Source organism: Streptomyces sp. NPDC059989, assembly GCF_042736975.1.
Lineage (GTDB): Bacteria > Actinomycetota > Actinomycetes > Streptomycetales > Streptomycetaceae > Streptomyces.
Genome location: NZ_JBHWUO010000105.1, coordinates 1 through 11,084, shown reverse-complemented (window position 1 = coordinate 11,084; position 11,084 = coordinate 1). Strand labels below are relative to the sequence as shown.

Below are 11,084 nucleotides of genomic sequence, written 5' to 3'. Positions count from 1 at the left end.
GCCATATCCAGCCCCTCCGGCGTTTGAGGAGCGGGGTGCGGGGCGGAGCCCCGGATCTTTTAGCCTCGCCGGCGTTTGAGGCGCGGGGTCTGGGGCGGAGCCCCAGGAGGCGGCGCCGCAGGTTACTTCGGGCTTCGGCGGCGGAGCACCCGCTTCGCGGCGACCACCAGCACCATGCCCCCCGCCAGAACAAGGGCCCCCTTCGTGAAGCTGCCCTCCCCGCCCGGCGAGGGCCCGGCCGGGGGGCCCGGCTGCGGGGCAGCGGTGGCCGAAGGGGCCGCCGAAGCCCCGCCGCGGGCGGCCAGCGGGACCGCGACGACCCGGCTCGCTTCGCCCTCCGCGCCGAACATCAGCGCCGAGCCGTCCGCCGCGTACGTCACCGACTCCGCCTGCCCCTGCCACGGCGCGTCCACCCGCTCGCCCTCCCCCTCCGGCCGCCCGTCCTTCCACGGATACGTGCGCGCCATGAAGTACCCCCGCACCGTCAGCCGGTTCCCGTCCGGCGAGAACGCCCCGTCCGTCACCCACGGCAGGTCCGCGATCCGCCGGAACACGTTCGGCCCCGAGGCCGAGAGCTGCTCCGGGCCCTCGTACAGCCCGCCCTTGCTCTCGTTCTTGCTCGCGATGTACACCCGCCCCGTCACCGGATGCACCATCAGCGCCTCCGCGTTCCGCGGCCCGTCGGCGTACCGCACCGTGAACTGCACCGCCTTGACGGTGGCATCGCCCAGTTCCTTCGGCTCCGGGAAGCGGTAGATCCACACGTGGTCCCAGGTCCCGTCCCGGTTGTCGCCGATGTCCCCGACGTACAGCTGCCCGTCCGGCCCCAGCGAGATCGCCTCGACGTCGCGCGGCGTCCCGATCCCGGTCAGCGTCACCCGGGCCACCGTCTTGCCCGTCGCCGAGTCCACCGCGTACACGTACGGGCCGTCGTCGCTGTCGTTGTGCGTCCAGTACACCCCCGGGTGGATCCGGCTGGCCGCCAGCCCGCTCGACTCCTTGATCCGCGGGTCGGCGATCGTGAAGGACGAGGCCGCGGGCGCCGGAGCCTCGGCCGCGAGGGCCGATCCACCCGGCAGCAGGACGAGGACGGCGGCGAGGACGGCGGCGAGCGCGGCGGCAGGGGCGGCGGAGGACGACAACAGGCGCATCCCCCCAGCCTGCCAGCCCGTCCGGCGTGTCCGGCATCACAGGGGTTTCTGTCGTGCGATCCGCGACGATGTCCGGATGCGTTTCATGTTCGTCGGTGACTCCATGACCATCGGACGCGCCGGCGATTACACCTGGCGCTACCGGATGTGGCAGCACCTGCACTCCACCCTCGACGGCCCCTACGAGATCGTCGGCCCGCGCAGCGCGCTGTACGAGACCTCCGCCGCCGCGCCCACCAGCGACGCCTACGCCGACCCCGGCTTCCCGCCGGACGCCCGCCGGCACCTGGCCGGCTGGGGCGAGGGCTGGCAGCACATGGCCCCCCTCATCGGCCCCGCCGTCCGCGCGGGCCGGGCGGACGTCCTGCTCGTCTCCCTCGGCCTGATAGACCTCGGCTTCTACACCGCCGCCGACGAGACCGCCGCCAACGCCCGCCGATTCATCGCGGCCGCGCGGGAGGCCCGCCCGGCCGTCCGGATGGTCCTCCTCCCCGTCATCCCGAACGTCCGGGCCGAGGAGGACGCCCCCTTCGCCGCCGAAGTGGCCCGGTTCAACGAGCTGCTGGCGAAGGCCGTCGCCGATCTGACGACCGCCGCCTCGCCGATCCTGCTGGCCGCGCGCCCGGAGGCGTACGAGATCGAGCACGACACCTACGACGGCACCCACCCCAACGCCTCCGGCGAGCACCGGCTGGCCGGGGAGTTCGCGGCGGTCCTGCACCAGGCGTGGGGGATCGGCGGCCCCTACCGCCGTGCCTAGGCCGTGCCTAGGCCGTGCCCTGCGGCCCCGGAAGGCCCTTGCTTCGAGTGCACTCGAAGCAGTTGGCTTGTGGCCCATGAAGTACACGCAGCTCGGACGCACCGGACTCAAGGTCAGCCGACTCGTCCTCGGCACCATGAACTTCGGTCCGCAGACCGACGAACCCACCAGCCACTCGCTCATGGACGCCGCGCTCGGCGCGGGCCTGAACTTCTTCGACACCGCCAACGTCTACGGATGGGGCGAGAACAAGGGCCGCACCGAGGAGATCATCGGCACCTGGTTCGCCCAGGGCGGCGGCCGGCGCGACAAGACCGTGCTCGCCACGAAGGTCTACGGGAACATGGGCACCGACGGGGCCCCGTGGCCCAACCACGACCGGCTGTCGGCGCTGAACATCCGACGGGCCGTCGAGGCCAGCCTCAAGCGGCTCCAGACCGACTACATCGACCTCTACCAGTTCCACCACGTCGACCGCCGGACCCCCTTCGAGGAGATCTGGCAGGCCGTCGACGTACTGATCCAGCAGGGCAAGATCCTCTACGCCGGCTCCTCCAACTTCCCCGGCTACAAGATCGCCCAGGCCAACGAGACGGCCGCCCGGCGCGGCGGCGTCGGCCTGGTCAGCGAGCAGTGCATCTACAACCTCGCCGAGCGGCGTGCGGAGATGGAGGTCATCCCGGCCGCGCAGGAGTACGGCCTCGGGGTCATCCCCTGGTCCCCGCTCCACGGCGGCCTGCTCGGCGGTGTCATCAAGAAGGAGGTCGAGGGCGGCCGCCGCGCCTCCGGCCGGTCCGCGGACGCGCTGGCCAACACCGCGGTACGGGCGCAGGTGCAGGCGTACGAGGACCTGCTCGACAAGCACGGCCTGGAGCCGGGCGAGACGGCGCTGGCCTGGCTGCTGACCCGGCCCGGGGTGACCGGCCCGATCGTCGGCCCGCGCACGGCCGAGCAGCTGGAGAGCGCGCTGCGCGCCCTGGAACTGGAGCTGAGCGAGGAGGTCCTGTCCGCCCTGGACGAGATCTTCCCGGGTCCCGGCCCGTCCCCGGAGGCCTTCGCCTGGTGACCGGGTGGCCGCTCGTACGGCGGCCGCCGCCGGCTCTTGTTACGGCTACTGCCGCTACTGCCCGACGGCGGCCGCCACGGCCACGACGACGAACATCAGCACGAGCACACCGGCCATCACACGGTTTCTGGTCTTGGGATCCACCCGTCGAGCCTAACGCGGCCGCCGGGTGCCCGAGCACCGGCCCTCAGCCTTCGAGGGGCCAGGACCCTACGGTCTCGTAGCGGGGCTGCTCGCGGGGCACACCGCTGACGGGCAGGTGGCTGCGGACCAGGCTGAGCGTGCCGACCTGCCAGGGCGTGCCCTCGAAGCCGGCGAGGGCCTCCAGGTACGGGTGCAGGTGGGTGGCGGTGTCGCGGCTGCGGGCCAGGGTGAGGTGCGGGGTGTACCGGCGGTGCTGGTCCATCGGCACCCCGGCCCGGCGGGCGGCGGCGTCGGCCCGCTCGGCGAGCATCCGCAGGGCGGCGAGGTCCCCGGCGGCCCCGGTCCACAGGGCGCGCTCCCCGAAGTGCCCGGAGCCGTGCAGGCGCAGCGCGAAGGGCGCGGTCCGGTGGGCGGCGCGGGCGAGCCGGGCGTGGAGCTCGGGGAGCAGCTCGTCCCGTACCTCGCCCATGAAGGCGAGCGTGAAGTGCCAGCCGGCCTCCGCGGCCCACGTCAACCGGTCGTCGCGCAGCGGCCGCACGGCCTCCCGCAGCTCGGCGACGGCCGCGTCGGGCGGCAGGACGGCGGCGAACAGTCTCATACGACGAGCCTAGCGGCGGCGCCGGGCCGGGGTGCGGCTCCGGGTGCGGGTCCGCTGCCGGGGCTCCGCCCCAGACCCGCGCCTCAAACGCCGGCGAGGCTTGATTTGCCTCCGGCGGCGCCTCAAACGCCGGCGGGGCTGAAATTGCCCTGCGGGCAATCCAGCCCGCCACATCCAGCCCCGCCGGCGTTTGAGGCGCGGGGGTCCGGGGGCTGGCCCCCGGCAACGGCGCCGCACCGGTACGCGGCGGGGCTAGCGCAGCGGCAGGGCTCAGGCCACCGCCACCAGTTCGCGGCGGCGCGAAGCGGCCGGGACGAACGCCACCCCCCGCCGGTGCACCTGCAACCGGAGGTTGCCCACGCGGGCCAGGACCACCGCGATGGCGACCCCCGCGGCCAGGGAGATCACGCCGCCCGAGGCCATGCCGACCCGCGCGCCGTACGTGTCCGTGATCCAGCCCATCAGCGGGGCCCCCAGCGGGGTGCCGCCGGTGAAGACCATCATGAACAGCGCCATGACCCGCCCCCGCATCTCGGGGTCGGTCGCCATCTGCACGCTGGAGTTGGCCGTGACGTTGACCGTCAGGCCGAAGATCCCGATCGGCACCATCAGCGCCGCGAACAGCCAGAAGCCGGGCGCGAAGGCGGTCACGAGCAGCAGTACCGAGAACAGCACCGCCGCCGCCACCAGCAGCCGCAGGCGGGACAGTCCGCGCCGGGCCGCGAGCAGGGCGCCCGCCAGGGAGCCGGCCGCGATCAGGGTGTTGAAGAGCCCGTACGTGCCCGCGTCCCCGTGGAACACGTTGCTCACGAACGCCGACAGCCAGATCGGGAAGTTGAACCCGAAGGTCCCGATGAAGCCGACCAGCACGATCGGCCAGATCAGCTCGGGGCGGCCCGCGACGTAGCGCAGGCCCTCCCGCAGCTGCCCCTTGGCACGCGGCTGCGTCTCGACCGGGTGCAGCTCATTGGCCCGCATCAGCAGCAGGCCCGCGATGGGCGCCGCGAAGGACAGTCCGTTCAGCAGGAAGGCCCAGCCGGAGCCGACGGCGGTGATCAGCACACCGGCGATCGCCGGGCCGACCAGCCGCGCGGACTGGAAGTTGGCCGAGTTCAGGCTGACGGCGTTGGCGAGCTGCTCCTTGCCGACCATCTCGGAGACGAAGGTCTGCCGGGCCGGGTTGTCCACGACGGTGACCAGGCCGAGCAGGAAGGCGGCGAGGTAGACGTGCCACACCTGGACGTGTCCCGCCAGGGTGAGGACGGCGAGGGCGACGCCGGTCAGGCCCATCGCGCCCTGCGTGGCGATCAGCAGCGGCCGCTTCGGCAGCCGGTCGGCGAGTACGCCTCCGTAGAGGCCGAACAGCAGCATCGGCAGGAACTGCAGCGCGATGGTGATGCCGACGGCGGAGGCGGAGCCGGTCAGGGAGAGGACCAGCCAGTCCTGGGCGATGCGCTGCATCCAGGTCCCGGTGTTCGAGACGACCTGGCCGGTCGCGAAGAGCCGGTAGTTCCGGATCTTCAGCGAGCTGAACATCGAGTTCTTGCCCGCGGATGGAGCGGATGCAGCGGATGGAGCGGATGGAGCGGATGCGGAGGAAGCCGCGGTCGTGGTGGTGGATGTGTGGCCGGGTGCGGAGTCTGCTCCGGTTCCCGTACTCAAAAGCGTTCGCCTCCTGGCGTCGTTCCTTACAAGTGCGCGAGCTTCTCCAGGACGGGCGCGGCCTCGCGCAGCTTGGCCCACTCGTCCTCGGTCAGCTCGGCCGCGAGCCCGGCCAGGAAGGCATTGCGCTTGCGGCGGCTCTCTTCGAGCATCGCCTCGGCTGTCTCCGTCTGGCGGACCACCTTCTGGCGGCGGTCGTCGGGATGCGGCTCCAGCGTGACCAGTCCCTTGGCCTCCAGCAGCGCGACGATGCGTGTCATCGACGGCGGCTGGACGTGCTCCCGGCGGGCCAGCTCGCCAGGCGTGGCCTGGCCGCACCGGGCGAGGGTGCCGAGGACCGACATCTCGGTCGGGCTCAGCGACTCGTCGACGCGCTGGTGCTTCAGGCGCCGGCCCAGTCGCATCACGGCGGAGCGGAGATCGTTCACGGCGGCAGCGTCGTCGCCATGGGAGAGGTCATGCATGTATTTAGAGTAACTCATTACTCTAGCTAAGGAAAACCGGTTAAACCGGCCACTGGCCGGGGTCACTCGTACGGGTGAGTCGGGCGCGGAAAGTGACACGCGTACACGCCGTCTGCCCCGACCCTTTCGGCATGGGGACACATGTGCTGAGCATGCGCATAGACGGGGAGCTCCTCGACAGGCTCCGGACTCATGCCGCCAAACGCGGAATGAGCGTCCAGGACTACGTGGTCCGGACGCTCATTCGCGATGACTTCGACGAGCGCTTCAAGGCGGCCGTCGACGAGACGGAGAAGTTCTACGGGCTGACGTGAGCCCTGGCGTGAGCCTTACGTGAGGCCGAGCGCCGGCATCGCGTAGTAGAAGACGAACACCGCCGACACGACGTACATGGCCACCGGGACCTCGCGGCCCCGGCCGGTCGCCAGGCGCAGCGCGCAGAAGCTCACGAAGCCGATGCCGATGCCGTTGGTGATCGAGTAGGTGAAGGGCATCATCACCATGGCCAGGAAGGCCGGTACGGCGATGGTGAAGTCGCTCCAGTCGATGTCCTTGACCGAGCCCGCCAGGATCAGGAAGCCGACCGCCACCAGGGCGGGGGTGGCCGCCTGGGACGGGACCATGGTGGCGAGCGGGGTGAGGAAGAGCGCCACGGCGAAGAGGCCGCCCGTCACGACGTTCGCCAGACCCGTGCGGGCGCCCTCGCCGACTCCGGCCGTGGACTCCACGAAGCAGGTCGTGGCCGAGGAGGAGGTCGCGCCGCCCGAGGCGACGGCCAGGCCGTCGACGAGCAGGACCCGGTTGATCCCGGGGAACTCGCCGGTCTTCTTGTCGATCAGCTTCGCCTCGTCGCCGACGCCCAGGATCGTGCCCATGGCGTCGAAGAAGCAGGACAGCAGCACGGTGAAGACGAAGAGGACGCCGGTCAGCATCCCGACCTTCTCGAAGCCGCCGAAGAGGCTGACCTGGCCGACGAGCCCGAAGTCGGGCGCGGCCACCGGGTTGCCCGGCCACTCGGGGACCGTGAGGCCCCAGGCGGCGGCGGGCAGCTGGGTGATCAGCTGGACGGCGACCGCGATGACGGTCATCACCACGATGGAGATCAGGATCGCGCCCGGCGTCTTGCGGATCAGCAGGGCGAGGGTCAGCAGCACGCCGACGACGAAGATCAGTACGGGCCAGCCGAGCAGGTGGCCGCCCGTGCCGAGCTGGAGCGGGACCGTGGTGTGCGCGACGTCGGGGATGCGGGTGACGAAGCCCGAGTCGACCAGGCCGATCAGCATGATGAACAGGCCGATGCCGATGGCGATGCCCTTGCGCAGGCCGAGCGGCACGGCGTTCATGACCCGCTCGCGCAGGCCGGTGGCGACCAGCAGCATCACGACGAAGCCGGCCAGGACCACCATGCCCATGGCGTCGGCCCAGCTCATGCGGGGGGCGAGCTGGAGGGCGACGACGGTGTTGACGCCGAGGCCGGCGGCGAGCGCGATCGGGACGTTGCCGATGACACCCATGAGGAGGGTGGAGAACGCGGCCGTCAGGACGGTGGCGGTGACGAGCTGGCCGCCGTCGAGTTGGTGCCCGTACATGTCCTTCGCGCTGCCGAGGATGATCGGGTTCAGCACGATGATGTAGGCCATCGCGAAGAAGGTCGCGAAGCCGCCGCGGACCTCGCGGGCGACGGTCGAGCCGCGCTCGGAGATCTTGAAGTAGCGGTCCAGTCCTCCGGAGGGTTCCTGGGGGGAAGGCTCCGGGACGGTGGGCGTGGAGGCGGGGGCCGGGGTGCTCATACGGTCCTCAGTGGGTGGTTCATACGAAGAAAATGGGCCTCGCCCAGACCGTTTCAGTATGAACACATGAACGAAGGGGCGTCCATCTCCGCGCGTAGACCCCCGATCGGCGCGCCTAGACTTGGCCACATGGCGAAATGGACTCCGAAGCACGAGGCGCCCGAGCCCCTTGAGGGTCCGGTCGTCCCCACCATCACCGGGGGCACGATCCTCTGGTTCGTCCTCTTCGTCGTCCAGCTCCCCTTTTACGGGTGGTTCGCGGACCGGGACCTGCTGTGGTGGGTCTGGACCTGCGCGGCCGGAGGCTTCCTCGGCCTCATCGGCATCTGGTACGTCCGGGGGCGCGACGCGGCCCTGAAGCGCCACGCGGCGGAGGCCGCCGCTGCCGAAGCCGATGCCGATGCCGCCGCCGGGCAGGCGGACGCGCCGCCGACTGCCTCCTAGGCTTCCTGGGCCGCCCGGGCCTCCCTGGCGCGGGCGCGCCGTACCGGCCCCCGCCGCGGGTGGACGCCGGTGGATACCAGGGGACGATTCGGGTCATCCTGAGGTCGGATCTTCCGGCTTCTCGGCGGGTGAACTGTTCGAACCCCCTTTACCGTCGAAAGCATGACGCAGCGGGCGAAGATCGAATCCGACGGGCCTGAGCCGGGCGGCGGCGGCCCCGGCGCCGGCACCGCCATCGACGCCGGGGCCGAGCTGGACCCCGTACACCCGATGCGCCCGCCCGCGCCCAGATTCAAGCCCGGCGGTCTGACCACCGCCGAGGTCGCCGAGCGCGTCGCGCGCGGCGACGTCAACGACGTGCCCGTCCGCAGCAGCCGCTCCACCGCCGACATCGTCCGCGCCAACGTCTTCACCCGCTTCAACGCGATCATCGGCGTCCTGTGGGTGATCATGCTCTTCGTCGCGCCGATCCAGGACAGCCTCTTCGGCTTCGTGATCATCGCGAACACCGGCATCGGCATCATCCAGGAACTGCGCGCCAAGAAGACCCTCGACGGCCTCGCCGTCATCGGCGAGGCCAAACCCAGCGTGCGCCGCGACGGCCGCACCGCCGAGATCTCCACCTCCGAGATCGTCCTCGGCGACGTCATCGAACTCGGCCCCGGAGACAAGGTCGTCGTCGACGGCTCCGTCGGCGAGGCCGACGGCCTGGAGATCGACGAGTCCCTGCTCACCGGCGAGGCCGACCCCGTCCTGAAGAAGCCCGGCGACCAGGTCATGTCCGGCTCCTTCGTCGTCGCCGGCGGCGGCGCGTTCACCGCCACCAAGGTCGGCCGCGAGGCCTACGCCGCCCAGTTGGCCGAAGAGGCCTCCCGCTTCACGCTCGTCCACTCCGAGCTGCGCTCCGGCATCTCCACCATCCTCAAGTACGTCACCTGGATGATGATCCCGACCTCCATCGGCCTGATCATCAGCCAGCTCCTCGTCAAGGACAACAACCTCAAGGACTCCATCGCCCGCACCGTCGGCGGCATCGTCCCGATGATCCCCGAGGGCCTCGTCCTCCTCACCTCCGTGGCCTTCGCGATCGGCGTCATCCGGCTCGGCCGCAAGCAGTGCCTGGTCCAGGAACTCCCCGCCATCGAGGGCCTCGCCCGCGTCGACGTGGTCTGCCTCGACAAGACCGGCACCCTCACCGAGGGCGGCATGGACGTCACCGAGCTCCGCCCGCTCGGCGGCGCGGAGGCCTCGTACGTCAAGAAGGTGCTCGGCGCGCTCGGCGAATCCGACCCGCGCCCCAACGCCAGCCTCCAGGCGATCATCGACGCCTACCCCGACAGCGCGGAGTGGCGCTGCACCGAGTCGCTGCCCTTCTCCTCCGCCCGCAAGTACAGCGGCGCCAGCTTCAGCGAGGGCGACGGCGAGAACAACACCTGGCTGCTCGGCGCCCCCGACGTCCTGCTCCCCGCCGGGGATCCGGCCCTCGACGAGATCAACGACCTCAACGAGCAGGGCCTACGGGTCCTCCTGCTGGCCCGCTCCGCCCGCGAGCTCGACGACGCGGCCGTGGCCACCGGGGTCAGGCCGACCGCACTCGTCGTCCTGGAGCAGCGGCTGCGCCCCGACGCCGCCGACACCCTGCGCTACTTCGAGGACCAGGACGTCAAGGCGAAGGTCATCTCCGGCGACAACGCGGTCTCGGTCGGCGCGGTCGCCGGCAAACTCGGCCTGCCGGGCGCGGAGAACACCGTCGACGCCCGCAAGCTCCCCGCCGAGCAGGCCGGCATGGCCCAGGTCCTCGACGCCAACTCCGTCTTCGGCCGCGTCACCCCGCAGCAGAAGCGGGACATGGTCGGAGCGCTCCAGTCCAAGGGCCACACGGTCGCGATGACGGGCGACGGCGTCAACGACGTCCTCGCCCTCAAGGACGCCGACATCGGCGTCTCGATGGGCTCCGGCTCGGAAGCCACCCGCGCCGTCGCGCAGATCGTCCTCCTCAACAACAGCTTCTCCACCCTCCCCTCGGTGGTCGCCGAGGGCCGCCGCGTCATCGGCAACATCACCCGCGTCGCCACCCTCTTCCTCACGAAGACGGTCTACTCCGTCCTCCTCGCGATCCTGGTGGTCTGCTCCCAGGTCGAATACCCCTTCCTCCCCCGCCACCTGACCCTCCTGTCCACGCTCACCATCGGCATCCCGGCCTTCTTCCTCGCCCTGGCCCCGAACAAGGAGCGCGCGAAGCCGCACTTCGTGAAACGGGTGATGCGCTACGCGATCCCCGGCGGCTTCATCGCGGCGACGGCCACCTTCATCACGTACCTGATCGCCCGCGCCCACTACGCCGGCCCGGACGCCCTCAAGGCGGAGACGAGCGCGGCGACCCTGACCCTGTTCCTGACCTCGATGTGGGTCCTGGCGATCATCGCGCGCCCGTACACGTGGTGGCGGGTCGCCCTGGTCGGCGCGATGGGCGGGGCGTTCCTGATCGTCCTCGTCGTGCCGTGGCTCCAGGAGTTCTTCCAACTCAAGCTGGAGGGCGTCACGATGCCGTGGATCGCGGTCGCGATCGCGGCGGGCGCGGCCGCCCTGATCGAGTTCACGTTCAGGTGGGTGGACCACAAGTTCCCGGCGTAACGGGCGGTCCTGGCTTCGGCGGGTCGTGCGCCTCAATCGCCGGCGGGGCTGGGTTTGTGCCCCGCGGGTGGGGCCGGAGCGGGGCTTGGGGCGGTGCCCCTCCGGAGTGTCTCCTCGTCCTCGCGCACGAAGGCCGGCTTCGTGGCGTAAGCCCTGGTTGCGCGCTCGTCCTGCGGGGACCCTCCTGCGTGTCCCCACCCCAACCCCCACTCCGGCCCCACCCGGCCCACGCTTCGAATCGACTCCCCCCACACCCAGGGCCGGGGCCCTTGCCTGCGGGGGGGTGCCCCTATCACTTTGGTCAAGGTGGATGGGTGCTGGTTCGGGCGTCTGGAACGATGTGCCTGTGCATGCTGATGATCAGGTTGGCG

10 protein-coding genes are annotated in these 11,084 nt (G+C 71.2%); 5 read left to right on the top strand and 5 right to left on the bottom strand.

The features are described from left to right. Positions 1 to 122: 122 nt before the first annotated feature. Complete coding sequence (locus tag ACFWBN_RS39085) at positions 123 to 1,151, bottom strand: WD40 repeat domain-containing protein (protein ID WP_385186430.1); 1,029 nt, start codon at positions 1,149 to 1,151, stop codon at positions 123 to 125. Between the two features lie 76 nt (positions 1,152 to 1,227). Between ACFWBN_RS39085 and ACFWBN_RS39080 the strand changes: the two genes are divergently transcribed. Both ACFWBN_RS39080 and ACFWBN_RS39075 read left to right on the top strand, forming a co-directional pair. Further along, on the top strand, positions 1,228 to 1,911 hold the full coding sequence (locus ACFWBN_RS39080; RefSeq protein ID WP_385186428.1) for a GDSL-type esterase/lipase family protein: 684 nt from the start codon (positions 1,228 to 1,230) through the stop codon (positions 1,909 to 1,911). 76 nt (positions 1,912 to 1,987) lie between these two features. Further along, positions 1,988 to 2,977: an aldo/keto reductase gene (locus tag ACFWBN_RS39075; protein ID WP_385186426.1), complete on the top strand. Its 990-nt coding sequence runs from the start codon at positions 1,988 to 1,990 to the stop codon at positions 2,975 to 2,977. 187 nt (positions 2,978 to 3,164) lie between these two features. On the opposite strand, the gene thpR is transcribed toward ACFWBN_RS39075, so the two are convergent. From thpR to ACFWBN_RS39060, 3 genes are all read right to left on the bottom strand, one after another. Continuing rightward, complete coding sequence (gene thpR / locus ACFWBN_RS39070; protein WP_385186423.1) at positions 3,165 to 3,719, bottom strand: RNA 2',3'-cyclic phosphodiesterase; 555 nt, start codon at positions 3,717 to 3,719, stop codon at positions 3,165 to 3,167. A 270-nt stretch (positions 3,720 to 3,989) separates the two neighbouring features. After that, positions 3,990 to 5,255, bottom strand: coding sequence for an MFS transporter (locus ACFWBN_RS39065; protein ID WP_385186420.1), 1,266 nt, complete (start codon positions 5,253 to 5,255; stop codon positions 3,990 to 3,992). A 152-nt stretch (positions 5,256 to 5,407) separates the two neighbouring features. Next, the gene (locus tag ACFWBN_RS39060) at positions 5,408 to 5,845 is read right to left on the bottom strand and encodes a MarR family winged helix-turn-helix transcriptional regulator (protein ID WP_385186417.1); all 438 of its coding nucleotides are present in this window, start codon (positions 5,843 to 5,845) and stop codon (positions 5,408 to 5,410) included. A gap of 131 nt (positions 5,846 to 5,976) precedes the next feature. Between ACFWBN_RS39060 and ACFWBN_RS39055 the strand changes: the two genes are divergently transcribed. Continuing rightward, the gene (locus ACFWBN_RS39055; RefSeq protein ID WP_030156886.1) at positions 5,977 to 6,159 is read left to right on the top strand and encodes a hypothetical protein; all 183 of its coding nucleotides are present in this window, start codon (positions 5,977 to 5,979) and stop codon (positions 6,157 to 6,159) included. Between the two features lie 15 nt (positions 6,160 to 6,174). Here the strand turns inward: ACFWBN_RS39055 and ACFWBN_RS39050 are convergent, their stop codons facing one another. Continuing rightward, positions 6,175 to 7,635, bottom strand: coding sequence for an NCS2 family permease (locus tag ACFWBN_RS39050; RefSeq protein WP_385186414.1), 1,461 nt, complete (start codon positions 7,633 to 7,635; stop codon positions 6,175 to 6,177). 129 nt (positions 7,636 to 7,764) lie between these two features. On the opposite strand from ACFWBN_RS39050, the gene ACFWBN_RS39045 reads away from it, so the two are divergent. Beyond that, entirely contained in the window at positions 7,765 to 8,079 is a 315-nt protein-coding gene (locus ACFWBN_RS39045; protein ID WP_385186410.1) for a DUF2530 domain-containing protein, read from the top strand. Between the two features lie 162 nt (positions 8,080 to 8,241). Continuing rightward, positions 8,242 to 10,713 (top strand): HAD-IC family P-type ATPase, encoded by a 2,472-nt coding sequence (locus ACFWBN_RS39040; protein ID WP_385186406.1) that lies wholly within the window; start codon positions 8,242 to 8,244, stop codon positions 10,711 to 10,713. Positions 10,714 to 11,084 lie beyond the last annotated feature (371 nt).

Bases quoted from the DNA above. Each gene is read 5' to 3' on its own strand.
- ACFWBN_RS39055 (WP_030156886.1), top strand. From the start codon at position 5,977: ATGGGGACACATGTGCTGAGCATGCGCATAGACGGGGAGCTCCTCGAC.
- ACFWBN_RS39085 (WP_385186430.1), bottom strand. From the start codon at position 1,151: ATGCGCCTGTTGTCGTCCTCCGCCGCCCCTGCCGCCGCGCTCGCCGCC.
- ACFWBN_RS39060 (WP_385186417.1), bottom strand. From the start codon at position 5,845: ATGCATGACCTCTCCCATGGCGACGACGCTGCCGCCGTGAACGATCTC.
- ACFWBN_RS39065 (WP_385186420.1), bottom strand. From the start codon at position 5,255: ATGTTCAGCTCGCTGAAGATCCGGAACTACCGGCTCTTCGCGACCGGC.
- ACFWBN_RS39080 (WP_385186428.1), top strand. From the start codon at position 1,228: ATGCGTTTCATGTTCGTCGGTGACTCCATGACCATCGGACGCGCCGGC.
- ACFWBN_RS39040 (WP_385186406.1), top strand. From the start codon at position 8,242: ATGACGCAGCGGGCGAAGATCGAATCCGACGGGCCTGAGCCGGGCGGC.
- ACFWBN_RS39075 (WP_385186426.1), top strand. From the start codon at position 1,988: ATGAAGTACACGCAGCTCGGACGCACCGGACTCAAGGTCAGCCGACTC.
- ACFWBN_RS39045 (WP_385186410.1), top strand. From the start codon at position 7,765: ATGGCGAAATGGACTCCGAAGCACGAGGCGCCCGAGCCCCTTGAGGGT.
- ACFWBN_RS39050 (WP_385186414.1), bottom strand. From the start codon at position 7,635: ATGAGCACCCCGGCCCCCGCCTCCACGCCCACCGTCCCGGAGCCTTCC.
- thpR (WP_385186423.1), bottom strand. From the start codon at position 3,719: ATGAGACTGTTCGCCGCCGTCCTGCCGCCCGACGCGGCCGTCGCCGAG.